The organism is Mycobacterium haemophilum DSM 44634 (genome assembly GCF_000340435.2).
Classification (GTDB): domain Bacteria; phylum Actinomycetota; class Actinomycetes; order Mycobacteriales; family Mycobacteriaceae; genus Mycobacterium; species Mycobacterium haemophilum.
In genome coordinates this window covers 1,428,086-1,453,031 of the sequence record NZ_CP011883.2, presented here as the reverse complement: position 1 = coordinate 1,453,031, position 24,946 = coordinate 1,428,086, and the positions used below count along the sequence as shown (strand labels likewise).

Below are 24,946 nucleotides of genomic sequence, written 5' to 3'. Positions count from 1 at the left end.
TCGAGGACGGCTTCTTCCCCGCTAAGCGCAGAATTCGCCGAGTTATCGTCCGGGACCGGACCCCGACGTCGGCTCGGTAGTCAGCTCAATGGTCGTCGGGGTGGCTGTCGGAGTCTGCGGGACCGTGGCCGGGTCCGGCACGGTGACCGCCGGCGGCACATCCCCACTCCGGGAAGCCACCGCGGGGATCCGGACCACCGACGATCGCTGGCCGCACTCATTGCTTTCCACGGTGACGTCCATTTCGCCCACCAGGTCGCCCTGTCGCTGCGGCCGCAGCGACAGCACCTGCGTCGTGGTCTGCGTCTGTGCTATTCCGTTTGGTCCGACGCAAGCGAATCGCACTGTTTCCGGCCGCGATTGCCATTGGCCGTCGGTGAACTCCATGACGATCGGACGACCGCCGCCCGGCGAGTTCGGCTGCGTGTGGTCGTTGTCATCGAGCTGCGTTCCCGCGGCGGTGCATGACGTTGGCGTGCACGACGAACGGAATGCCCACCAGGTGTTCACATTCGGTGGTTGCGGATCGGGCGCGTAATCAAATGTCTGCTTTGCGCGTTGGACTTCGATGCGATAGGTGCCATCGAGTGGAACAGGCGGGGCGGCTGAGGTGCTGGTCGGCGGTGCTGCGGCGGCGGCCGATGGGTTGGGCGCGGGGCTGGCGGCCTGAGGACGGGTCGGTTTGGTCTTGCGCTCGATCATGATGCCGACGGCAAGCAGCCCCACCAGCAACACCACCGCTGTGGTGGTCAACACGATCAACCGCGTGGTGCGCCGCTTCGGCACAGCTGCGGGGGGCTTCGGGTCGCTCGCCGCCGGCGAGTTGGTCGCCGCTTTGGACGTCACATTGGAGGAGGCCGAAAAGTCGTCCAGTCGCCGGGCCAGCGCCCCAGCGGCCGAACGCAGGGCCATGCCGCGTCGTTCCGACTGCTCAGCGTCGCGGGCCTCCGTGGGGGCCGATTCGGCGACATTGTCAATCTCCGAGTCAGTCTCCGGCCACGCATAAGCGGGGTAGTCAACAGTCAAGACAGCTTCGGGACTCCGGTCGCCCGTCGAGACACCGGCCTGTTCGTTCACCGCATCGGCGAACTCACGACAGCTTGTGAACCGGTCACCGGGCTTCTTGGCGAGCGCTCTGCAAAACACACCGTCCAGGCGCGCCAGCTCCGGGCGCTGGTCACTTAGTGTTGGCGACGCGCCGGTGAGAAGCTGGCCGAGCGCGGTGCGGGGATCGGAATGCTCAACCGGCGGCGCACCGGTGAGCAAGTGAAAAGCGGTGGCTGCCAGCGCGTACTGGTCAGCGGCTTCGTCGGCGCCGGCACCCATCAACACCTCGGGCGCGGCGTAGCCGACTGTGCCCACCGGAACATGAGTCCCGGTGGTTCCCGGGGCATCACCGAGTTGCCGGGCTATCCCAAAGTCGGTCAAAAGGATCCGCTGTTCACCGTCCCCGGGACTGGTCAGCATGATGTTGGCGGGTTTGACATCGCGATGCAGCAGCCCACGCTGATGGGCGTGGTCGAGAGCTGCGGCCACGGCGGTAACGATCGCGAGCACCTCACCGGCCGGTGAAACCGCCGGAAATCGATCGGCCATCAGCTGCGCGGCGTTGCTGGCGTTGATGTAGTCCATCGCGATCCACAGCTGTCCTTCGAACTCGCCGCGGTCGTGCACCTCCAGGATGTGCGGGTGATAGAGGTTGGCGGCGACGTCGGTCTCCCGGTGGAATCGCCTGCAGAACTCGCCGTCCGCCGACAGCGCCACGGAAAGTACTTTCAACGCATCCCAACGCGCCGATTGAGGATCCTGAACCAGGTAAACCTCACCCGTCACTCCGGAACCCAGCCTCCGCGCGACGGTGTAACCGGCAAAGAGCGTGCCGCTGGCCAACGCCATGCGGCGATCGTAACCGCGATCGAAGCGCCGCGCGCGTTCAAGCGCCTGGCTAACGCCGGCCTACCGGTGCGGCCGAAACATCTTGCCGCGCAGTATCACCAGGTCGGGGCGGCTCAACACAGCGGGCCCCTGCCGCGGGTCCGCGGAGTAGCACAACAGGTCAGCGGATGCCCCATGTTCTAGACCGGGACGGCCCAACCAGCGGCGGGCATCCCAACATGCAGCGCCTAACGCCTCGGTCGGGCTCATCCCGATACCTTTGAGGGCCTCGACCTCGTCGGCGATTCGGCCGTGCTTGATCATGGTGCCGGCGTCGGTGCCGGCGTATAGCGGCACCCCCGCGTCACGCGCCGCGGCCAGCCGAGGACGGCGGCGCGCATACAGGTCGCGCATGTGTGCAGCGTAGGTGGGGTAACGCCCGGCGGCGGCGGCGATTCCTGGGAAATTCTCCAGGTTGATCAGCGTGGGGACCAGTGCGGTGCCGTGTTCGAGCATCAAGGCGATGGTGTCGTCGGTGAGCCCGGTGCCGTGCTCGATGCAGTCGATGTTGGCGCTGATCAAACCGGGCAGCGCGGCCTCGCTGAACGCGTGGGCGGTGACCCGTGCGCCGTTGGTGTGCGCGGCATCGATCGCAGCTTTGAGGACGTCGTCAGACCACAGCGGGGCGAGGTCGCCGGTCTGGCGGTCGATCCAGTCGCCGATGAGCTTGATCCAGCCGTCGCCGCGCCGAGCTTCCTCGGCCACCGCCGCAGGAAGCTGCGATTCATCCTCGAGCTCAACCGCAAAGCCGGCTTGATAACGCTTGGGCCGGGCGAGATGCTGTCCGGCCCGGATGATGCGGGGCAGATCGGCGCGGTCGTCGAGGCCGCGGGTGTCAGTCGGTGAGCCGCAGTCACGTAGCAGCAGCACGCCGGCGTCGCGTTCGGTCTCGGCCTGGGCGACGGCCGCGTCGAGTTCGATCTCGCCGTGCTGGCCCAGGCCGACGTGACAGTGTGCATCCACCAATCCAGGCAGCATCCAACCGCCGTCAAAGACGGTATCCGCATTCGCAACCGGCTCGGTGCTGATGCAGCCATCAACGATCCACAGTTCGGTTGGGGCCTCGTCGGGCAGGACCAAACCCCGCACGTGCATGCGCACCGTGCGGCTACTTCTTACCTGGGAACTTCAGTTTGGACAGATCGAAATCGGCCAACCCGGGCGGCAGCTCGCCCAGACCGTCGGGCAGCTGCGACAGATCCGGGAATCCTGGCGGCAGGTCCGTCATGTCCGGCATTGCGGGTCCGGCGGGCCCGAAGGGACTCCTGACCTTCGGCGGCGTCGGGCCGCGTGCCCCCTTTTTGCCTTTCTTGCCTTTGTTTCCCTTGGACTTTCGCGTGGCAGACTTGCGGCCCATGCCGGGTATGCCCATGCCGCCGAGCATGGAGGACATCATCTTGCGGGCTTCGAAGAACCGGTCGACCAGTTGGTTGACCTCGGATACCGTCACCCCGGAGCCGTTGGCGATACGCAGCCGCCGCGACGCGTTGATGATCTTGGGGTCGGCCCGCTCCTGCGGCGTCATTCCGCGGATGATGGCCTGCAGCCGGTCGAGCTGTTTGTCGTCGACTTGGGCCAGTGCCTCCTTCATCTGACCTGCGCCGGGCAGCATGCCCAACAGGTTTCCGATTGGGCCCATCTTGCGGACCGCGAGCATCTGCTCGAGGAAATCCTCCAGCGTCAGCTCGCCGGCGCCGATCTTGGCGGCGGCCGCCTCGGCCTGTTCGGCATCAAAGACCTGCTCGGCCTGTTCGATCAGGCTCAGCACGTCTCCCATGCCCAGGATGCGGCTGGCCATCCGATCCGGGTGAAAGACGTCGAAGTCGTCCAGCTTCTCACCGGTGGAGGCGAAAAGGATTGGCACTCCCGTGACCTCGCGGACCGACAATGCGGCGCCACCGCGGGCGTCACCGTCGAGCTTGGTCAGGACCACACCGGTGAAGCCGACCCCCGCACCGAATGCCGCAGCGGTGGCGACGGCGTCCTGGCCGATCATCGCGTCGAGGACAAACAACACCTCGTCGGGGTTGACGGCTTCCCGGATTGCCGCGGCCTGGGCCATCAGCTCGTCGTCGATGCCCAGCCGACCGGCGGTGTCGACGATCACGACGTCGAAGTGTTTGGCTCGGGCCTCGACCAGCCCCGCCGCCGCGACAGCGACCGGGTCGGGGGGCCCGGCGTCGGGCCCCGGTGCTCCAGTCCCGGGATGCGGGGCGAACACCGGCACCCCGGCACGCTCGCCAACGACTTGCAGCTGGTTGACCGCCGCCGGGCGCTGCAGGTCGCAGGCCACCAGAAGCGGTGTGTGTCCTTGTCCGCGAAGACGTGCGGCCAATTTGCCAGCCAGCGTTGTCTTGCCGGATCCTTGCAGACCGGCCAGCATCACTACGGTCGGCGGCGTCTTTGCGAACGCCAGCTGGCGGGTCTCGCCGCCGAGGATGCCGATCAGTTCTTCGTTGACGATCTTGACAACCTGTTGCGCCGGGTTGAGCGCAGCGGATACCTCGGTGCCCCGAGCGCGTTCTTTGATCCGGTGTACAAACGCCCGCACCACCGGCAGCGAAACGTCGGCTTCAAGCAGCGCCAACCGGATTTCGCGGGTGGTCGCCTCGATATCGGCGTCGGTCAGCCGGCCCTTGCCGCGTAGCCCCTGTAGGGCACCAGTCAACCGGTCAGAGAGCGATTCAAACACCCCGCCAGCCTAGTGGTGATCGCCAGCGCCGCGAAGCGGGGCGCAGCGGGTCACCACTCATCAAACCCCGTGGTGATCGCCAGCGCCGCGAAGCGGGGCGCAGCGGGTCACCACTCATCAAACCCCGTGGTGATCGCCAGCGCCGCGAAGCGGGGCGCGAACATGCGGCCAGCCGTACGTTCGACGCCGCGCGTGCGGCCAGCCGTACGTTCGTCGGGGTGAGAACCCGGATGGGCTGCCATTGCCACCGACCTGATAATGATTGCGGTTAACAAGGTCACTAACAAGGTCACGTTGTCGAACGGAATCTCATGAGCGCACAAGTCGAACAGCTGGAGTTTCAGGCGGAGGCACGCCAACTTCTGGACTTGATGGTCCATTCGGTCTACTCCAACAAAGATTCATTTTTGCGGGAGCTAATCTCGAACGCTTCCGACGCGCTGGACAAACTGCGGCTTGAAGCATTTCGGAACAAAGACCTGGACCCAAATATCGTTGACACCTCCGATCTGCACATCGAGATCGAAGTGGACAAGGATGCGCGCACCCTGACCGTTCGCGACAACGGCATCGGGATGACCCGCGCGGAGGTGGTGGACCTGATCGGCACGCTAGCCAAGTCAGGGACCGCCGAGCTGCGTCAAAAATTACGTGCGGCCAAAAACCTCAAAGACACTGCCGCCTCTGAAGAACTGATCGGTCAGTTCGGTATCGGTTTTTACTCGAGTTTCATGGTGGCCGACAAGGTCGAACTGCTCACCCGCAAGGCCGGCGACACGGCGGCCACCAGATGGTCGTCGGGCGGTGAGGCCACCTACACCATCGAATCCGTCGACGAGGCTCCACAGGGGACGTCAGTGACGTTGCACCTCAAACCCGAAGACGTCGAGGACGAGCTGCACGATTACACCTCGGAATGGAAGATCAGGGAGCTGGTCAAGAAGTACTCCGACTTCATCGCCTGGCCCATCCGGATGGAAGTCGAGCGAAGGGCCCCGGCCGGCTCGGACGACGAAGGGGCCGGTGGCGACGAGCAAGTCACCATCGAAACTCAGACCATCAACTCGATGAAGGCGCTGTGGGCTAAGTCAAAAGACGAGGTCTCCGAGGACGAATACAAGGAGTTCTACAAGCACATCGCCCACGCCTGGGATGACCCACTCGAGGTTATAGCAATGAAGGCCGAGGGCACCTTCGAGTACCAGGCGCTGCTCTTTATTCCGTCACACGCCCCGTTCGACCTGTTCAACTCCGACGCCAAGATCGGCGTGCAGCTGTATGTCAAGCGCGTCTTCATCATGGGCGACTGCGATCAGCTCATGCCGATGTACCTGCGCTTCGTCAAAGGGGTCGTCGACGCAGAGGACATGTCGCTCAACGTTTCTCGTGAAATCCTGCAGCAGGATCGGCAAATCAATGCGATCCGTCGCCGGTTGACCAAGAAGGTCCTCTCGGCAATCAAGGATCTGCAGGCCGAGCGGCCGGCCGACTACCGCACCTTCTGGACGCAGTTCGGCAAGGTCCTCAAAGAGGGCCTGATGTCGGACTCCGACAATCGGGACACGCTGCTACACATTTCCTCGTTCGCCTCGACGCACAGCGACGAAGAACCCACCACCCTGGCCGAATACGTGCAACGCATGAAAGACGGTCAAGACCAAATCTTCTACGCCACCGGAGAATCGCGTCAGCAAGTCCTGAATTCGCCGCATCTCGAGGCATTCAAGGCCAAGGGCTATGAGGTTCTGTTGCTCACCGACCCGGTCGACGAGGTGTGGGTGGGAATGGCGCCCGAGTTCGACGGCAAGCCGTTGCAATCGGTGGCCAGGGGCGAAGTCGACCTCGACTCCGAAGAGGAAAAGACGGCACACGAGGCCGAACGCCAGGAGCAGGAAAAGGATTTCGCCGACCTGCTGAACTGGTTGAAAGAGGCCTTGAATGATCACGTCACGCAGGTGCGGTTATCCACACGCCTCACCGAGTCGCCGGCCTGCCTGATCACTGACGCCTTCGGCATCACGCCGGCGCTGGCGCGCATGTACCGGGCCTCCGGGCAGGACGTTCCGTTCGGAAAACGGATTTTGGAGCTCAATCCGAATCATCCGCTCATCACTAGCCTGCAACAGGCACACAAGAAAGGCGGTGACGATGCCCACCTACGTCGACTCGCCGAGACTGCCGAATTGCTGTACGGCACTGCCCTTCTCGCTGAAGGCGGCGCACTGGAGGATCCGGCAAAGTTCGCCGGACTGCTCGCGGATCGTCTAGCCCGGTCGATGTAGGACACGCCACGACGATCGTGACTGTGCCGAAAACCCTTGCCATGCTACATTTCACACCCGCCACCTGACCGCACTGGCGCGGACCACGGTTCCATCGTGCGTTGTGCTGCATGAGAACTAATGCGGCATCGTGCGGTGGCCCGCACTGAAAACATGAGAAACGGCCCAATCGGATAACCGCCACGCGCGGCAGAGCAGCTACGGGGGAACTGTGTTGACGCAGCGGGTCAGCCAAGCTATCGCCGAAGGCAGCCGGCCGTTGCGAGGTTGGCAGCGTCGAGCGATGGTGAAGTACTTGGCCAGCCAGCCGCGCGACTTCCTAGCCGTTGCCACCCCCGGATCCGGGAAAACAACGTTCGCCTTACGGGTGATGGCCGAACTGCTGAGCAGTCGCGCCGTCGAGCAGGTCACTGTCGTCGTTCCCACCGAGCACCTCAAGATCCAGTGGGCTCGGGCCGCGGCAGCCCACGGTCTGGCCCTGGACCCGAAATTCTCCAACGCCAACCCACGGACGTCACCGGAGTATCACGGCGTGACGGTGACCTACGCCCAGGTCGCCGCGCATCCGACGCTGCACCGGGTGCGCACCGAAGGGCGCCGGACCCTGGTGATCTTTGATGAGATCCACCATGGCGGTGACGCCAAGGCGTGGGGCGACGCTATCCGCGAAGCCTTCAGCGACGCGACCCGCCGACTTGCACTGACGGGCACGCCATTTCGTAGCGATGACAGCCCGATTCCGTTCGTCACGTACGCGCCCGGCGCCGACGGGCTGATGCATTCGCAGGCCGACCATACCTACGGTTACGCCGAAGGCCTTGCCGACGGCGTGGTCCGTCCGGTGGTGTTCCTTGCCTACTCTGGTCAGGCGCGCTGGCGAGATAGCGCAGGTGAGGAGCACGCGGCCCGACTGGGCGAGCCGCTGTCTGCCGAACAGACCGCGCGGGCGTGGCGGACCGCGCTGGACCCCGCCGGCGAATGGATGCCGGCGGTCATCTCCGCGGCCGATCAGCGACTGCGCCAGCTGCGGACGCACGTGCCCGACGCCGGCGGCATGATCATCGCCTCCGATCAGACCGCGGCCCGCGCGTACGCCAACCTGCTGGCGCAAATGACCTCAGAAGCACCGACGTTGGTGTTGTCCGATGACCCCGGATCTTCGGCCCGCATCACCGAATTCGCCGAAAGCACCAATCGGTGGCTAGTCGCGGTCCGGATGGTCTCTGAAGGCGTCGACGTACCCCGGCTATCGGTGGGGATCTACGCCACCAGCGCCTCGACGCCGTTGTTCTTCGCACAGGCCATCGGCCGGTTCGTGCGGTCTCGTCAACCGGGAGAAACCGCAAGCATATTCGTCCCGTCGGTGCCTAACCTGCTGCAGCTGGCCAGTGAGTTGGAGGCCCAGCGCAACCATGTGCTGGGCAAACCGCACCGCGAATCGACCGGTGATCCCCTCGACGGTGATCCCGCCACGCGGACACAAACCGAGCAAGGCGACACCGAGAAGAGCTTCACCTCGCTGGGAGCCGACGCCGAACTGGATCAGGTTATTTTTGATGGATCATCGTTCGGCACCGCCACCCCTGCCGGAAGTGAGGAAGAGGCCGATTACCTCGGTATCCCTGGGCTGCTGGATGCCGACCAGATGCGAGCGTTGCTGCACCGCCGCCAAGACGAGCAGCTCCAAAAGCGGGCCGCCGCACAGCAGACGTCCTCGGCACCGGATGGGACCTCCGGGGCGCCGGCATCTGTGCATGGCCAACTCCGCGAACTGCGCCGCGAACTCAACTCGCTGGTCTCAATAGCCCATCACCGCACCGGCAAACCGCACGGCTGGATCCACAACGAACTGAGACGACGCTGCGGAGGACCGCCCATCGCCGCGGCGACCCGCGAGCAGCTCAAAGCACGCATTGATGCCGTGCGCCAGCTCAACACCGAGCAGTCATGAGCACGCACCCAACACGCTGCGGAGCTGTTCTTCGACCACGGCTCGCGCATCGGCGTCGCCGCCGGTCGGCTCGGCCGGTAGCACCACACAAAACACATCAGCCGCGGTCGAGCCGAACGTGTTGACCTTCGCCCAGACGATGTCAGCTCCGGCTCGCTCCAACGCCCGGGTCAGCAACGCGAGCAAACCCATTCGATCCATGGCGCGGACCTCGAGGATCAGCTGACCTTGGGCAGCGTTGTCGAGCCACAGGATGCATGGCGGGGCGAAGGAACGGGTGACGGGCACCCCCACCAGCACCTCCCCCACCCTGGCGGACGACGAGATAGCGGCCTCGCCGTCCCGCTTCGCCACCATCTCGAGGACGTCGATGTCGCCGGCCAGGGCACCGAGGAACTGCTGACGTAACAGGTCGGCTGCAGCTGGGGAGCCGAAGTGCGGTGACACCACGAATTCGGTGATCGCGACACCGCTGTGGCTGTTCACCGACGCCGAGTGGACTCGCAGCGAATTCAGCGCCAGCACGGCGGCGGCTTTCGACAACAATCCTCGCGCATCCGGGGCAACCATCACAACGTGGTACATGCGCGCGCTGTCGCCCGGCCTAATCTCCACCTGGACCCCGTGGCCGGCCGAAAGTGAAAGATTATGGGGCGCAGTCGTATCCGCCTGAGGCAGCGCCTCGCCCGCCATCACCATTCGGCAGCGATTGACCAAATCCTGGATCAGGGACGCCTTCCAGTCGGTCCACACCCTGGGGCCGGTGGCCTTCGAGTCCGCCTCCGTCAGCGCGTGCAGCACTTCGAGTAATAGCGGATCGCCACCGAGCGCCTCCGAGACGTTCGCGATGGTTCGCGGATCCTTCAGGTCGCCTCGAGTGGCCGCGATGGGCAGCAGCAGGTGGTGGCGGACCAAGGTGGCGAGCAGCTCCGTGTCCGGAGGCGACATTCCCAGCCTGCGGCCGATCTGCCGGGCCAATCCTTGCCCGATCACGCTGTGGTCAGCGCCCCGGCCCTTGCCGATGTCATGCAGCAACGCGCCAAGCGCAAGCAGATCAGGTCGCGCCACCCGGGTGGACAGCGGCGCTGCTTGGACAGCGGTCTCGACGAGGTGACGGTCCACCGTCCACTGGTGCGCGACGTCGCGGGGCGCAAGGTCGCGGATTGCACCCCATTCCGGCAACAACCGGCCCCATAGCCCAGTGCGGTCGAGCGCTTCGATGGTCACCACGGTGGTGGGGCCGGCGCTAAGCACCACCAGCAGATCGTCTAACGCCTCACGCGGCCACGGAGTTGGCATCTCGGCGGCACTGGTGGCTAGATGACTCAGCGTGGCGGCGCTGATGGGCAATCCGGTGCCGGCCGATGCGGCGGCCACCCGCAAGACCAGACCGGGGTCGTGTTCGGGTTGGACCCCCAAACGATCCGAGCGGGCCAGCACAATTTCACCGGCGAATTCGACGACGCCCTCGTCTAACGGTCGCCGCTTGGGTCGCCGCCAGGCCGATACGCCACGCCGCGGCAATGCGTTGACGGCGGTCCGCAGCCCCACTTCAGCGTGGTAGGCAATGGTGCGGCCAGCGTCCGACAGCATCCGCGCCAGATCGAATCGGTCACCGATGTGCAAGGCCGCACTGATGTCGTCGGCGTGCTGGGCCAGCAGCACATCATGTCCGCGGCCAGATACCCGATGCAGCTCGGTGCGGACATTGAGCAGGGTGAGGTAGGCGGCATCCAGCGAACCCGCGGGCATGTCGGGTTGCGGTATGCCGTGCCGGTCGATCAGCTGGGCAACAGCCAGCGCATCGAGCAACTGGACGTCGCGAAGACCGCCACGACCCGATTTCAGGTCGGGCTCAGCGCGCTCCGCTATCCGCAGGCAACGCTCCCAGCGGGCATGCGTGATGTCGACCAGCTCGTCTATTCGGGAGCGAATCCCGCTGCGCCACTGCCGTCGCACCCCGTCGAGCAGCTCGGCTGTCAGCCCTGCAACACCGGCGATGTGGCGCGCTTCCAACATGCCCAGGGCAGCCACCATCTCGGTGTTGGCGATGCCCAATGCCCCGGAGACGGTTCGCACACTGTGGTCAAGCCGAATATTAGTGTCCCACAACGGATACCACAGCTGATCGGCGACCCGCTGCAGCATGTCAGCAGGCATGTTGTCGTGCAAGAGCATCAGGTCCAGGTCGGAGTAGGGCAGCAGCTCGCGGCGGCCCAGTCCGCCAATTCCCACGATTGCGAAGCCACTAGTGTCGGTGATTCCGATCTCGGCCGCTTTGACAATCAGCCAGGACTCGTGCAGATCCAGCCACGCCTGACGCAGCTGCGCCGCATCGAGTTGACGATTCCCGTCGGACAGCAGGTTCCGCCGCTCGACAGCCAAATCACTTGCCAAGCAAGCCGATACAGAGGCCCCGGACAGGTCGGGCCGGGTGGGTTTCATTCCCTCCCGGCCCGTCCACGGTGGATCAACACTGTGCGGCTAACCTCATAACGCTTCAGATCCGCGTTCGCCGGTGCGTACCCGGACGACGGTCTCTACCGGGATAACCCAGACTTTGCCGTCACCGATCTTGCCGGTGCGCGCGGCCCGGACGATGCTGTCCACCACCTTGTCGACGATGGAATCGTCGACAACGACCTCGATTCGAACCTTCGGCACAAAATCGACCGAGTATTCAGCACCCCGGTAAACCTCGGTGTGGCCCTTTTGCCGCCCATAGCCTTGGACTTCGCTGACCGTCATCCCCAAGACCCCTGCCTCTTCGAGGCTTGCCTTGACGTCGTCGAGCGTGAACGGCTTGACGATCGCGGTAATCAACTTCATTTCCGCTCTGCCTCCACTCTGTCGCCCAGCAGCTGCTCCTGACCGTTACGGGTGTCCTCCACGTTGATGCGGGGAGGCAGCACCGACCCGCTGGCTACCGCGAAATCGTAGCCGGTCTCGGCGTGTTCAGCCTCGTCGATGCCGGCGGTTTCGTCGTCAGCGTCCAGTCGCAACCCGATGGTGAATTTTAGAATCAGCGCCAAGATAAGGGTAACGACACCAGAGTAGAGCAGAACGCTGAAGGCGCCGATCGCTTGGCGTTCCAGCTGGGCGAAGCCGCCGCCATAGAACAGCCCCTTCGATACCCCCGCCACGCCATTGATTGCTGGGCTCTCCGGGGCGGCCAGCAGACCCACCAGCAGTGTGCCGGCCAGACCACCGACCATGTGCACCCCGACCACGTCGAGGGAATCATCAAAGCCGAGCCGGAACTTCAGCCCACACGCCAGTGCACACACCACGCCGGCCACCACCCCGACCACCAACGCGCCCAGCACGTTGACCGACGAACAGGACGGCGTGATGGCGACCAGGCCGGCGACAATTCCCGAGGCCGCGCCCAGCGTCGTTGCCTTGCCATCGCGAATGCGCTCGGTGAGCATCCAGGCGAGCATGGCCGCGGCTGTGGCGATCGTGGTGGTGATGAACGTCGATCCGGCAGCGCCGTTGGCGCTGGTGGCCGATCCGGCGTTGAATCCGTACCAGCCGAACCACAGCAAGCCCGCACCGAGCATCACAAACGGCAGATTGTGTGGACGAAACAGCGTGGCGGGCCAGCCGCGCCGCTTGCCCAGCACAATCGCCAGCACCAGGCCGGCCACACCGGCGTTGATGTGGACCGCGGTGCCGCCGGCAAAGTCGATCGCATGCAGCTTGTTGTTGATCCAGCCGCCGTGAGCGGCCGAGAATTTGTCAGCCGCGAAGACCCAGTGGGCGATCGGGAAGTAGACGAACGTCGCCCACAGTCCGGCGAACACGATCCAGGCGCCGAACCGCAACCGGTCGGCCACGGCCCCCGAGATCAGCGCGACCGTGATGATCGCGAACATCAGCTGAAATGCCACGAATACGGTGGCCGGCATGGTGCCGGCCAGCGGGATATTCACCGCCGCGGTCTGGGTGCTCGGATCCGCCGCAGCGGCATTGACACCGATGAGACCCTTCAGGCCCCAGTATTGGGTCGGGTTGCCGGCGACGTTTCCGACATCGTTTCCGAAAGCGAGCGAGTAGCCGTAGAGCACCCACAGCACGGTCACCACGCCCATCGCGCTGATGCTCATCATGATCATGTTGAGCACGCCCCTGGCGCGCACCATGCCGCCGTAGAAAAACGCCAGACCTGGCGTCATCAACAGCACCAGCGCGGAACTCGCCAACATCCAGGCGGTGTCACCGGTATTGGGCTGGCCCAGGACAGGAAATTGGTCCACTCGCTATCACCTCCGGGTTGGCGCTGACCCCCCATGTCTCCGTCAGACTTGCCTAACGACCTGAACCAGAACCATGCGCAATGGTTGTTGCGGCGATGGGGCCGCCATGTTTCCGCGGGATTAACGTCCAGGATGAACGTCGCTCTGCGCCTAAGGAGATTCACCCCAGCAGGGCGTCGACGAAAGCGGCGGGTTCGAATGGCGCCAGGTCGTCGGGTCCTTCACCCAGCCCGACCAGTTTCACCGGCACCCCAAGCTCTCGTTGGACGCGGAAAACAATGCCGCCCTTGGCCGTTCCATCTAGCTTGGTCAGCACGACGCCGGTGATGTCGACCACTTCGGCGAAGACCCGGGCTTGCGCTAGCCCGTTCTGCCCGATGGTGGCGTCGAGTACCAGTAACACCTCGTCGACCGCCGCGCGCCGGGTCACCACGCGTTTGACTTTGTCGAGCTCGTCCATCAGCCCCACCTTGGTATGCAGCCGCCCGGCGGTGTCGATGACCACGACATCGGCGCCCGCGCCGATGCCCTTGTCGACGGCGTCGAACGCCACCGACGCCGGGTCCGCGCCTTCGGCGCCACGTACCAGCTCTGCGCCCACCCGGGAAGCCCAGGTTTGCAGTTGGTCGGTGGCCGCGGCCCGGAAGGTGTCGGCCGCGCCGAGGACAACGCGCCGGCCGTCAGCCACCAAGACCCGCGCCAACTTGCCGACGGTGGTGGTCTTGCCGGTGCCGTTGACACCGACGATCAGCAGCACTGCGGGATGGTCGGGGTGCGGGAGAGCACGGATCGAGCGGTCCATGTCGGGTCGCAGCTCGCTGATTAACACGTCACGCAGCACGGCCCGGGCGTCGGCCTCAGTGCACACGTTGCTGCTGGCCAGCCGGCTGCGTAGCGCAGACACCACCGACTCGGTGGCAACGGGGCCCAAATCGGCGATCAGCAGGGTGTCCTCGAGCTCCTGCCACGAGTCCTCATCCAGATCGCCACCGCCGATCAAGCCCAGCATGCTGCGTCCGAACGCATTCTGTGTCCTGGCGAGTCGCCCGCGCAGCCGTTCCAATCGGCCTTCCGGTGGCGCGATGATGTCAAGTTGTGGGACCGCGGGAACCTCAACTGCCACCTCAGGTTCGGGCAGCAATACGTCCGAGATGGTGCGCCGCGGCGCGTCGCGAGGCACGGTCGCGTCATCGCCCACCGCCGGCAGTCCGCTGGTGTCAATCTGGTCCGCGGGCCGCACCGGCGGTGCGGTTTGGCTGAAGGTGATGCCAGACGACGCGGTGTAGCCGCCGGAGCGGTCGATTGCACTGGGTTCGTGCGCGGAACCGTGAGAGGTCAGGCTGACCCGCCGCCGGCGGTAACGCACCAGGCCCAGAATCAGCGCGGCGATAACAACCAGGGCGGCGATAACGCCCAAGACCGCGATGGCGATCCACAGACCTTGCGACACGCTGCCATTGTTCCAGGGGCCCGCCGCCGGTTGGACCAGCCCTCGACTGGATTGCCCAGCTCCACCTCACGCCGCTACGCGGCGTGCATCGTCGCCGGGCTACGAAGAACTGGTGACCAGCGACTCCACCTGCTGGCCGCGCATCCGCTGCGAGATCACCGCGGTGATGCCATCGCCCTGCATGGTGACGCCGTACAGCGCGTCAGCGACTTCCATCGTGGGCTTCTGGTGCGTGATGATGATGAGCTGCGACTGGCCACGTAGTTGCTCAAACAGACCAATCAAGCGGCGCAGATTGACATCGTCGAGCGCAGCCTCTACCTCGTCCATGATGTAGAACGGCGACGGGCGGGCCTTAAAGATCGCCACCAACATCGCCACCGCGGTCAGCGACTTCTCGCCACCGGACAGCAACGACAGCCGGCTGACCTTCTTGCCCGGCGGACGTGCCTCTACCTCGATGCCGGTGGTGAGCATGTCATCCGGAGCGGTCAGCCGTAGCCGGCCCTCGCCGCCGGGGAACAGCGAGGTAAAGACACCGCGGAATTCGCGCTCCACGTCCGCAAAGGCGTCGCTGAACACCTGCAGGATGCGGGCATCGACGTCGGCGACGACGTCGAGCAGATCCTTGCGGGCACCCTTGACATCCTCAAGTTGGGTGGACAAGAAGTTATAGCGTTCCTCGAGTGCCGCGAACTCCTCCAGCGCCAGCGGATTGACCCTGCCTAGCTCGGCCAGCTCACGCTCGGCACGTTTAGCCCGGCGCTCCTGGGTCGCGCGGTCATACGGCATCGGGGCGGGCGCGATCACCTGCTCACCACGCTCCCGGGCCTGTTCGAACTCGGCCATCTCGAGTTCCGTCGGCGGTAGCGCAACCTGCGGACCGTACTCGGCGATCAAATCAACCGGCGCCATCCCGAACTGTTCCAGCACCAGCTGCTCGAGCTGCTCGATCCGCAGCGCCGCCTGAGCGTTGGCCACCTCGTCGCGGTGCAGCGAATCGGTGAGGGTGGCCACCCGGGCCCGCAGAGCGTTTGCCTCGTCGCGCACCGCTGCCATGGCGACCGATCGCCGCTGACGCTCGGCGGCCAGCGCATCGCGGTGGTGCGCCGCCGCGTCGACGACCCGGTTCAACCGGGACGCCAGCAGCTGCCCACAGTCGGCCACCGCCGCGGCCACCGCGGCCGCGTGCAGTCGTGCGGCGTGTGCTTGGGCGGCCCGCAACCGTGCCTCGCGCTCGGCGGCGGCCGCGCGACGCAGTGAATCCGCCCGCCCGCGCACCGCGTTGGCGCGTTCCTCGGCGGTCCGCACTGCAAGCCGGGCTTCCACTTCGACGCCGCGGGCCTCCTCGGCCGCGGCGGCAATCAGCTGCCGGGCCGCTGCAGGATTCTCATCGGCAGCATGCACATGCTGGGTCTGTTCGGCGTTGCGCAGCCGGGTCTCGAGTTCGACGACCTCCTCGAGGGTGCTGGCCCGCCCGGCTTCTAATTCCTCACGCTGGGCCAGCAGCCTTTCCCATTCCGCTTCGGCCGCGCGAGCCTCCTGCCCGAGCCGCCCGAGCTGGTCGTACATCGACAATATTGCGGTGTCGGATTCGTTGAGTGCGGCCAGGGCCTGCTCGGCGGCGTCGGAGCGGGCGACCTGCTCGGACAGTGCCCCGGACAGCGCGGCGCTCAGCCGAGCCACCTGCGCCTCGGCGGCGGCTAGCTCGGTGCCGGCCTTATCGATCTCCGAGGTGACCTCCAGCGTCGACAGCTTGCGGTCAGAACCGCCGCTCACCCAGCCGGCACCCACCAGATCGCCGTCAACGGTGACCACCCGCAACTGCGGGCGGATAGCGACCACACCCAACGCTTCGGCGAGGTCATTGACCACCGCGACACCCGAAAGCATGGCGACCAACGCGCCCTGCAGCCGCGGCGGTGCCTCAATCAAGTCGAGCGCCCGTTGGGCGCCGTTGGGCAGCCCGGCAGCGCAGGCCGGTTCGGTGTCTGCCGGCCAGTCACCCAAGACGAGGGCCGCGCGGCCCGCGTCGGCTTCCTTGAGCGCGGCGAGTGCGCTACTGGCCGCGCCCAAACTGTCGGCGGCCAGCGCGTCTGCCGCGGGCCCGAGCACTGCGGCCAGCGCTGCCTCGTAGCCGGGGCGCACCTTCACCAACTTGGCGATCGGACCCAACAGCCCGGTGCCACTGTGATTGCGCGCCAGCCAAGCCGCGCCGTCCTTACGCTCGAGTCCCACCGCCAGCGCGTCGATACGGGCCCGCAGCGAAGCCACCTGGCGTTCGGCGTCCCGCTCGGCGGATTGCAGTTCGGCCACGCGTTGGTCGGCGAACCGCAATGCCGCCACGGTCCGTTCGTGCTGTTCGTCAAGGCCGACCTCGCCCTGATCCAGTTCACCGACGCGGCCCTGCACGGTTTCAAACTCCGCGCGGGTCTGCTGCGCGCGCGCAGCAGCCTCCTCAATGCGCTCGGACAACCGCGCGACGCTGTCATCGATCGATTCGACGCGCGCCCGCATGGTCTCCACCTGGCCGGCCAACCGCGCTAAACCCTCGCGCCGATCCGCCTCCGCTCGGACCGCCTCCAGATGCGCCTTGTCGGCCTCGACGGCGCGGCGCTCGCGGTCGGCCAACTCAGCGCGGGCGGCCTCCAACCGAGTGCGCGCTGCGGCCAGCTCCGCCAACAGCTGCTGCTCGGTGACCTCCACCTGCTGGGCCTCGGCCTCCAACGCGTCAGGGTCGGTGTCGCTCGATGTCGCCGGCTCGACATCAAGGTGGTGGGCGCGTTCGCTGGCAATCCGAACCGTCGCACCGACCCGCTCGGCCAGGGCGGACAGCCCGAACCACGTCTGCTGGACCGACTCGGCCCGTTGAGAGAGTGTGGACAGCGCACCTTCATGCGCCGCCAGCTCTTCGGACGCTACCGCCAGCCGGGCGGCCGCCTCGTCATGCTCGCGGCGCATCGTCGTCTCGGCCTCGAGGATCGCGTCCCGCTGCCCTTGTCGACTCACCAGGTCGTCGGCGGCCAGCCGCAGCCGGGCGTCGCGCAGATCGGCCTGAATGGTCGCCGCCCGTCGGGCCACTTCGGCTTGGCGACCCAACGGCTTGAGCTGACGTCGCAGCTCGGTGGTCAAATCGGTGAGCCGGGCCAGGTTCGCCGACATCGCGTCCAGTTTGCGCAGCGCCTTTTCCTTGCGCTTGCGATGCTTGAGCACGCCCGCGGCTTCTTCGATGAACGCCCGACGGTCCTCGGGCCGCGACTGCAAGATCTCATCGAGCTTGCCCTGCCCGACAATCACATGCATCTCACGGCCGATGCCGGAGTCGCTTAGCAGTTCCTGGACATCCATCAAACGGCAACTACTGCCGTTGATTTCGTATTCACTGGCGCCGTCGCGGAACATCCGTCGGGTGATCGACACCTCGGAGTACTCGATCGGCAGCGCGTTGTCGGAGTTGTCGATGGTCACGGTGACTTCGGCGCGGCCCAGCGGGGCCCGCGACGACGTACCGGCGAAGATGACATCTTCCATCTTGCCGCCACGCAGCGTCTTGGCTCCCTGCTCCCCCATCACCCACGCCAGGGCGTCGACGACGTTGGACTTGCCGGAGCCGTTAGGGCCGACGACGGCGGTAATGCCCGGCTCGAACCGCAGAGTCGTCGACGACGCGAAGGACTTGAAGCCCTTCAACGTCAGACTCTTGAGGTACACGACCAGCCAGACTACCGGCGAGCCAGAGTCCGCACTGCCCGGCTCTCCCCCACCAGCGGAAGGCACCCCCACCGCGCGCCCGGTCGGGCGCGGCTCATCACCAAGCTCGCCCGGTGAGGGATAAACGCGATGCTACGGGCGAAACAAGGAGCGGCGGGGCGGCGTGCCTAGTCGCGCGGGCGGCGACCTATCATCAGGCGTCGACGGCGGTAGGTGCGTATGTGCCGTCGAGCGCCAACAGTCCGACAGGTGTGAGGCGGCCGGTTCGAGGTTCGCGAGGGCTCATGGTGGTGAATTCTTTTGCAGCCGCTGGATTTTGGGTGATCACCTAGGATCGTTAACATTGCGACGATCGCGACTCGACGGAGACCGACGCACTATCCATATTGGACGACCGACGAATAGTGTTCGGCGGGTTGAGATTTGAGCGCCCGCTATGGTTGTTAGCATTGGCCAGCTGCGCTCACCGTCAACGATGGTAGTGCACGCCAAGGGTGACTTGGCCATTCTTGGGTAGTCGGGGTTTTGAGGAGAAGCGGAGTTGGCATGTCTTTTGTGATCGGTGTGAGTGTTGCACCCGAGGCGTTGACCACGGCGGCAAATGCGTTACGGGGCATTGGCGATCGCATGGTTGCCGAAGGTGTTGCGGCCGACCAGGTGACGGCCGCTGTGATTGCCCCGGGTGGCGACGACGTGTCGGCGCAGGTAGCGGCGCGCCTTCGCGATCAGGCGGCGGGCTATCGGAGAGTCAGTGGTCGGGCCGCGGTGAATTTTGCCGAGTTTGTTGCCTCGCTGTCGGGCTCCGCGGCTGCGTATTCGACCACCGAGACCGACAACGCCACCCGCACCGGCTGATCTGGTCGCCGACGATACCGACACAGCCGCCGCTGCTAGCGGGGGCCAGCGGTCTGACGGACCGAAAGGGAAAAAGTTGCCTGACTTCACATTGATACCGCCTGAGGAAAACGCCCGCCGCCTTAATGCCGGCCCGGGTCCTGCCGCGCTAGCGGCCGCCAGCGCGGCGTGGGACCACCTGGCGGATGAGCTGGATACAGCAGCGGATGGGATTGAAGGCGCGCTGACGACGCTGACGGAGGCGTGGCAGAGCGCGGCGGCGACACAGATGACCCAGGCGGCCGCACCGTATCTGGTTTGGCTGCGCGACGCAGCAGATCGTGCCGGCTTGACCGCTCGTCTGGCCGCGCACGCGCGGATGGCCTATCGGAGGGCGGATTATTTGATGGTGTCCCCGAGGGAGATCGCTGCCAACATCGCCTGGAGAAAGCAGCTGCACCAGACCAACCAATTGGGGCAAAACACTCACGCGATCGCGATCGCTGAAGCCGACTACCAACAGTACTGGACGAGGAACGCTACGGCGATGGAGAACTATCGAGATGACGTGGCACTCGTCATGCAGCGGGTGCGGCCGTTTAGGGAGATGTCCACGCAGACCGGGTTAGTCCTAAACGGCGTCGCGGTCTAGTACCTATGCCGCGGTCGAGCTGGCGAGCTAGCGCTCGCTGAAACCGCTGAACTGCTCGGGTGGCTGGGACCAATCAACGATCACCGTGTCGACCTCACCGGGCGTGGTGCCGCTCTGCAGCTGGCGCAGCAACGTCTCGCAGGCGTCGCGTGCCCCCTGAGCAACCACCAGCACGCGGCCGTCGGCATGGTTGGCCGCGTAACCGGTGAGGCCCAGCTCCAGCGCCCGGCAGCGGGTCCACCAGCGGAAACCGACCCCTTGGACCCACCCGTGCACCCAGGCCGTGAGCCGGACCGCAGGCTCCGACGAGTTAGCCGACATTGGCCACCTCGCAGGTCACGGTGGTGCCGGATTTGAGTGTGCGACCGACGGTGCAGACCAAGTCGACCGCGCGGTCGACGACCACCACCAGACGGGCCTTGTCGGCATCGGACAATCCCGACAGGTCGAGCTCGAGGGTCTCTTGCAGCAGCGGATAACGCTCCTGGCCGCGGTCGGCGTCGCCGGACACCCGCACCACCGCCTTGTAGTCATCGCCGAGCCGTCGCGCCAACGGCTCGTCGCTGGACATCCCACTGCACGCGGCGAGCGCGATCTTGAGCAGCTCACCGGGAGTAAACACGCCGTCGACGTCCTCGGAGCCGACGAGTACTTGCGCGCCTCGCGAGCTGTATCCCGTGTAGCGGCGCGTTCCGGTGCGTTCGACCCACAGTTCGGTCATCGGCACTCCTTTCGCGGTTGGCCCCCGAGGTTACCGGCGGGGCCGCGGCTGGCATCTAGGGCAGTAAAACGACGAGCGGTTCATAAACTTTTCCCGGCGCATCACCGCGCCGCAGCGCCGGCAGCCTTCGCCTTCGCGGCCATAGGCATCCAACGATCGGTCGAAGTAACCCGATTCGCCGTTGACGTTGACATACAGCGAATCGAACGACGTCCCGCCCTTGGCCAGCGCGTCGCGCATCACCTCGGCGGCGGCATCCAAAACGGCGGCCAGCTGCCGGCGGGTCAGCGTGGCAGCGATTCGCGCGCCGTGCACTTTAGCCCGCCACAGCGCCTCATCGGCGTAGATGTTGCCGATTCCGGATACCACTTGTTGATTGAGGAGCTGGCGTTTAAGCTCGGAATGCTTGCGCTGCAACACTTTCACCACAGCTTCGGCATCGAACCGCGGGTCGAGCGGGTCACGCGCCAAGTGGGCGACCGGCACCGGCAACACACTGCCGTCCACCGTCATCAGGTCAGCGAGCAGCCATCCCCCGAAGGTCCGCTGATCAGCGAAGCTCAACACAGTCCCATCGTCGAGCAGCGCAGCGATCCGGACATGCTCGGCGCGCGGCGCGGTCCCCAGCAGCATCTGCCCGCTCATGCCAAGGTGCACCACGAGCGCGGTGTCTGTGTCCAGCAGCAGCCACAGATATTTGCCGCGCCGATCGGTTCCGGTGATCCGGGTACCGAGCAGCCGGGCCGTGAGGTCGGCGGGCCCGGCAATGTGGCGGCGCGCCGCGCGCGGATGGTGCACCCGAACCGCAGTGATCGTCTTATCCACAATGTGGTCCTGCAGGCCGCGCCGCACCACCTCTACTTCGGGCAGTTCGGGCATTTACACCGACGTTTTCCCTGCGCCGTCGAGTGCTTCCAGTGCCTTCCAGGCCGCTGATGCGGCTTTCTGCTCGGCCTCTTTCTTGGAGTGGCCGACACCCGACCCGTACTCGGCGTCCATCACGACGACGACCGCGGTGAATTCTTTGTCGTGGTCCGGGCCGGTGGAGGTCACCACATACGATGGCGCGCCCATGCCGCGTGCCGCTGTTAGCTCCTGCAAGCTGGTCTTCCAGTCCAACCCAGCTCCCAGCGTCGGGGCAGCGTCCAGCAGCGGGCCGAACAACCGCAGGATCACCTGGCGAGCCGCCTCGATACCGTGCTGCAGGTAGATCGCGCCGAGCAGCGATTCCATGCCGTCGGCCAGGATGCTGGACTTGTCCGCTCCCCCGGTGTTCGCCTCGCCCCGGCCCAGCAGCAGGTAACCGCCGAGACCGTCGTCGGATAGATTCCGCGCGACGTCGGCCAGCGCCTGGGTGTTGACCACGCTGGCCCGCAATTTGGCCAGATCCCCTTCCGAACGGTCGGGGTGGCGATGGAACAGCTCATCGGTGATGGTCAAGCCCAGGACAGCGTCGCCGAGAAACTCCAGGCGCTCGTTGGTCGGTAACCCGCCGTGCTCGTAGGCATAACTGCGGTGTGTCAACGCCAGCGAAAGCAGCTCATCAGGCAGATCGACGCCGAGCACATCCAGCAGAGCTTGTCGGGGCTGGGTCACCGCTCACCCCGCGATACATCCGTTTCCGATGTCTGCGGAGTGTCAGGCGCCAACCTGTCGGCCAACTTGGCCCACCGCGGGTCAATGCGGTCATGGTGATGACCGGGCTCGGCAGCCAGCGAAACACCGCATTCCGGGCATAATCCAGGGCAGTCCGGCCGGCACGTCGGCGCGAACGGAAGCTCGAGCCCGACGGCGTCGATGACGCACTGTTCAAGATCGATCGTGTTATCGACCACGTGTCCGACCTCGCCGTCCTCGGTGGTCGCCTCCGTCGCGCTGTCGGGATAGGCAAACAGTTCGGTCAAGGTGACTTGCACGTGCCCCTGGACCGCGGTCAAACAACGGGCACACTCGCCCATCGTGGGTGCAGCCACCGTCCCAGTGACCAACACGCCCTCCGACACCGACTCCACCCGCAGGGCGAAGTCCATCGGAGCGCCCCGCTCGATCGCGATCAGCTCCAGGCCAATGCGCGCCGGGCTGGGCACGGTATTTTGCAGGGTTACCATCGCTCCCGGTCGTCGCCCCAACCGGGTGATGTCGATCGCCATCGGCGAGGTCGGATGCCGCTGCGCCGTGACGCCATGCTGCCGCGCCATAGTAGAAATCCTACGGCGCAGAAATCCTACGGCGCCCACCGCGGTGGCGCCAGCGCAACAGTCACCGTTCGCGGTGGCGATGGCACTTAGCAGACGGGGCTAGCGTGTCACGTAATCGTGCGTGCCGGCCGCCGTGCGGAGCTGGTGGCGGCCGCGGCCGACCGAACGGATCGTGCCGTTGAGAAACTCTTCGAACTCCGCGAGCTTGTTGTCGACATAGATGTCGCACTCACCGCGCAGCCGGTCCGCCTCGGCGTGCGCGGTGTCGATGAGTCGGGTGGATTCGGCGTTGGCCGCTTGAACCACCTCGTTTTGCGACACCAGGCGCTGCTGTTCCTTGATGCCCTCTTGGACGGCCTTTTCATAGGAGATGTTGCCGTTTTCGATCAACCGGTCGCATTCGGATTGGGCGCGGCTGAGGCTGGCCTCATATTCACGCTTGGCTGCTGTCGCGATGCGAATCGACTCCTCACGAGCCTCCCCGAGCATCCGTTCGCTGTGTTGACGCGCCTCGCTGACCATCCGATCGGCCTGCGATTTCGCGTCAGACAGGATCCGATCAGCCTCTGCGCGCGCGTGGTTCAGCAGTGACTCCGACTCGGTGGTCGCCGAGGACACCATGGAATCGGCGTGCGCCTTGGCGTCGTTGAGCATCGAATCCCGCGCGTCGAGCACATCCTGGGCGTCATCCAGCTCGCCCGGGATTGCGTCTTTGATGTCGTCGATCAGCTCCAGCACATCGCCGCGGGGTACCACACAGCCCGCCGTCATCGGCACGCCGCGGGCTTCTTCGACAATGGCCCCCAATTCGTCCAGCGCTTCAAAGACTCGGTACACAGCCATACCCTCCTGGCATCGATGGTTGTTACCAGTGTGCCTGCTGTTACCGCTGTGACCACGCTGTTGGCTCGGTGTGTCGGACATTGGTCTGACGGCCGGGGCCGGCGTCGTCGGCCGCGACATACCGGCACCCGGCATTGAATTTATACCCGTATGGGGTATATGGTGGCGCTCGGGTGCGGGCCGCCATCGCCGCACCCCGGACCGAATGGAGGACGCAGTGCTGGCAGCGGTGGGTCACGCCTTGGCGCTAGCGGGGTCGATGACGTGGGAAATCCTGTGGGCACTGATCCTGGGCTTCGCTCTGTCGGCAGTGACGCAGGCCGTGGTGCGTCGCTCGACGATCGTAGCGTTGATGGGCGACGACCGGCCCCGCACGCTGGCCGTCGCAGCCGGGTTGGGCGTGGCGTCGTCGTCGTGCTCCTATGCCGCGGTGGCGTTGGCTCGGTCCCTGTTCCGCAAGGGCGCCAACTTCACCGCCGCCATGGCATTCGAGATCGGCTCCACCAATCTCGTGGTGGAGTTGGGCATCATCCTGGCCCTGCTGATGGGCTGGCAATTCACCGCCGCAGAGTTCATCGGCGGCCCGCTGATGATCGTGATACTGGCCGTCTTGTTCCGGCTGTTCGCGCGGTCCCGGCTCATCGACGCCGCCCGCCAGCAGGCCGAACGGGGAATCGCCGGCTCGATGGAAGGCCACGCTGCGATGGACATGTCCATCCACGCAGAGGGATCGTTCTGGCAACGGCTGTTTTCCCCGCAGGGTTTTACCTCGATCTCGCATGTGTTCGTCATGGAATGGCTGGCGATCCTGCGCGATCTCGTTCTGGGCCTGCTGATTGCTGGCGCCATCGCGGCATGGGTACCCCAATCGTTTTGGCAGAACTTCTTTTTCGCCAATCACCCGGGCTGGGCAGCGCTGTGGGGACCGATCGTGGGACCCATCGTGGCGATCGTGTCCTTCGTCTGCTCCATCGGCAATGTGCCACTTGCCGCGGTGCTCTGGAACGGAGGCATCAGTTTCGGCGGCGTCATCGCATTCATCTTCGCCGACCTGTTGATCCTGCCGATCTTGAATATCTACCGCAAGTACTACGGCACCAAGATGATGCTGATGCTGCTCGCCACCTTTTACGCCGCAATGGCCGCCGCCGGGTATCTTGTCGAATTACTTTTCGGCACAGCACATCTCATTCCAAGCCAGCGCAACGCCACGGTCATGCAAGCGGCGATCTCGTGGAACTACACCACCTGGCTCAACATCGCCTTCCTTGTTGTCGCGGCGCTGCTCGTCGCCCGGTTCGTCACCTCGGGGGGATTACCGATGGCGCGCATGATGGGTGGGTCTCCCGACGCGGAGCACCACCAGCACGATCACAGCCACTAACAGCCATGTTGCCCTGTGGATAACTTCTCCGCGC

At 65.4% G+C, this 24,946-nt stretch carries 19 protein-coding genes; 5 read left to right on the top strand and 14 right to left on the bottom strand.

Annotated features, from left to right (window positions below):
* Positions 1-42 precede the first annotated feature (42 nt).
* The 3 genes from B586_RS06915 to ffh are packed head-to-tail and all read right to left on the bottom strand — an operon-like array spanning position 43 to position 4,627.
* On the bottom strand, positions 43-1,896 hold the full coding sequence (locus B586_RS06915) for a serine/threonine-protein kinase (protein WP_054880344.1): 1,854 nt from the start codon (positions 1,894-1,896) through the stop codon (positions 43-45).
* A gap of 60 nt (positions 1,897-1,956) precedes the next feature.
* Positions 1,957-3,030 carry a metal-dependent hydrolase family protein gene (locus tag B586_RS06910; RefSeq protein ID WP_156166496.1) on the bottom strand — a complete coding sequence of 358 codons (1,074 nt, stop codon included), beginning with the start codon at positions 3,028-3,030 and terminating at the stop codon, positions 1,957-1,959.
* 13 nt (positions 3,031-3,043) lie between these two features.
* Positions 3,044-4,627 carry a signal recognition particle protein gene (gene ffh, locus B586_RS06905; RefSeq protein ID WP_047315499.1) on the bottom strand — a complete coding sequence of 528 codons (1,584 nt, stop codon included), beginning with the start codon at positions 4,625-4,627 and terminating at the stop codon, positions 3,044-3,046.
* A gap of 311 nt (positions 4,628-4,938) precedes the next feature.
* On the opposite strand from ffh, the gene htpG reads away from it, so the two are divergent.
* Together htpG and B586_RS06890 are read left to right on the top strand one after the other, a co-directional pair.
* Positions 4,939-6,909, top strand: a complete 1,971-nt coding sequence (gene htpG, locus B586_RS06895; protein WP_054880346.1) for a molecular chaperone HtpG — start codon at positions 4,939-4,941, stop codon at positions 6,907-6,909.
* Between the two features lie 211 nt (positions 6,910-7,120).
* Positions 7,121-8,860 carry a DEAD/DEAH box helicase gene (locus tag B586_RS06890; protein WP_047315501.1) on the top strand — a complete coding sequence of 580 codons (1,740 nt, stop codon included), beginning with the start codon at positions 7,121-7,123 and terminating at the stop codon, positions 8,858-8,860.
* Here the strand turns inward: B586_RS06890 and B586_RS06885 are convergent.
* The 5 genes from B586_RS06885 to smc form a co-directional block, all read right to left on the bottom strand.
* Positions 8,855-11,305: a [protein-PII] uridylyltransferase gene (locus B586_RS06885; protein WP_054880347.1), complete on the bottom strand. Its 2,451-nt coding sequence runs from the start codon at positions 11,303-11,305 to the stop codon at positions 8,855-8,857. The genes B586_RS06890 and B586_RS06885 overlap by 6 nt on opposite strands.
* Positions 11,306-11,350: 45 nt before the next feature.
* The gene (locus B586_RS06880) at positions 11,351-11,689 is read right to left on the bottom strand and encodes a P-II family nitrogen regulator (protein WP_047315503.1); all 339 of its coding nucleotides are present in this window, start codon (positions 11,687-11,689) and stop codon (positions 11,351-11,353) included.
* Complete coding sequence (locus B586_RS06875) at positions 11,686-13,119, bottom strand: ammonium transporter (protein ID WP_156406728.1); 1,434 nt, start codon at positions 13,117-13,119, stop codon at positions 11,686-11,688. Before B586_RS06875 ends, B586_RS06880 begins: the two co-directional genes overlap by 4 nt.
* A gap of 160 nt (positions 13,120-13,279) precedes the next feature.
* Complete coding sequence (gene ftsY / locus B586_RS06870; RefSeq protein ID WP_054880348.1) at positions 13,280-14,569, bottom strand: signal recognition particle-docking protein FtsY; 1,290 nt, start codon at positions 14,567-14,569, stop codon at positions 13,280-13,282.
* Positions 14,570-14,668: 99 nt separating this feature from the next.
* On the bottom strand, positions 14,669-18,280 hold the full coding sequence (smc, locus tag B586_RS06865; protein ID WP_054880349.1) for a chromosome segregation protein SMC: 3,612 nt from the start codon (positions 18,278-18,280) through the stop codon (positions 14,669-14,671).
* A gap of 546 nt (positions 18,281-18,826) precedes the next feature.
* On the opposite strand from smc, the gene B586_RS06860 reads away from it, so the two are divergent.
* The gene (locus B586_RS06860; RefSeq protein WP_054880350.1) at positions 18,827-19,135 is read left to right on the top strand and encodes a PE family protein; all 309 of its coding nucleotides are present in this window, start codon (positions 18,827-18,829) and stop codon (positions 19,133-19,135) included.
* Positions 19,136-19,211: 76 nt separating this feature from the next.
* Complete coding sequence (locus B586_RS06855; RefSeq protein WP_052915687.1) at positions 19,212-19,766, top strand: PPE family protein; 555 nt, start codon at positions 19,212-19,214, stop codon at positions 19,764-19,766.
* A 27-nt stretch (positions 19,767-19,793) separates the two neighbouring features.
* Here B586_RS06855 and B586_RS06850 read toward each other — a convergent pair whose 3' ends face one another.
* The 6 genes from B586_RS06850 to sepIVA all read right to left on the bottom strand — a co-directional run bounded on the left by B586_RS06850 (position 19,794) and on the right by sepIVA (position 23,522).
* Complete coding sequence (locus B586_RS06850; RefSeq protein ID WP_054880351.1) at positions 19,794-20,087, bottom strand: acylphosphatase; 294 nt, start codon at positions 20,085-20,087, stop codon at positions 19,794-19,796.
* Positions 20,077-20,487, bottom strand: coding sequence for an OsmC family protein (locus B586_RS06845; protein ID WP_054880352.1), 411 nt, complete (start codon positions 20,485-20,487; stop codon positions 20,077-20,079). Before B586_RS06845 ends, B586_RS06850 begins: the two co-directional genes overlap by 11 nt.
* Before the next feature lie 30 nt (positions 20,488-20,517).
* The gene (mutM, locus tag B586_RS06840; protein WP_054880353.1) at positions 20,518-21,366 is read right to left on the bottom strand and encodes a DNA-formamidopyrimidine glycosylase; all 849 of its coding nucleotides are present in this window, start codon (positions 21,364-21,366) and stop codon (positions 20,518-20,520) included.
* Complete coding sequence (rnc, locus tag B586_RS06835; RefSeq protein ID WP_054880354.1) at positions 21,367-22,083, bottom strand: ribonuclease III; 717 nt, start codon at positions 22,081-22,083, stop codon at positions 21,367-21,369.
* Positions 22,080-22,685 carry a YceD family protein gene (locus B586_RS06830; RefSeq protein ID WP_156406727.1) on the bottom strand — a complete coding sequence of 202 codons (606 nt, stop codon included), beginning with the start codon at positions 22,683-22,685 and terminating at the stop codon, positions 22,080-22,082. Before B586_RS06830 ends, rnc begins: the two co-directional genes overlap by 4 nt.
* Positions 22,686-22,784: 99 nt before the next feature.
* The gene (sepIVA, locus tag B586_RS06825) at positions 22,785-23,522 is read right to left on the bottom strand and encodes a cell division protein SepIVA (RefSeq protein ID WP_047313416.1); all 738 of its coding nucleotides are present in this window, start codon (positions 23,520-23,522) and stop codon (positions 22,785-22,787) included.
* 211 nt (positions 23,523-23,733) lie between these two features.
* Here sepIVA and B586_RS06820 point away from each other — a divergent pair, with 211 nt between their 5' ends.
* Complete coding sequence (locus tag B586_RS06820; protein WP_047313033.1) at positions 23,734-24,912, top strand: permease; 1,179 nt, start codon at positions 23,734-23,736, stop codon at positions 24,910-24,912.
* Positions 24,913-24,946 lie beyond the last annotated feature (34 nt).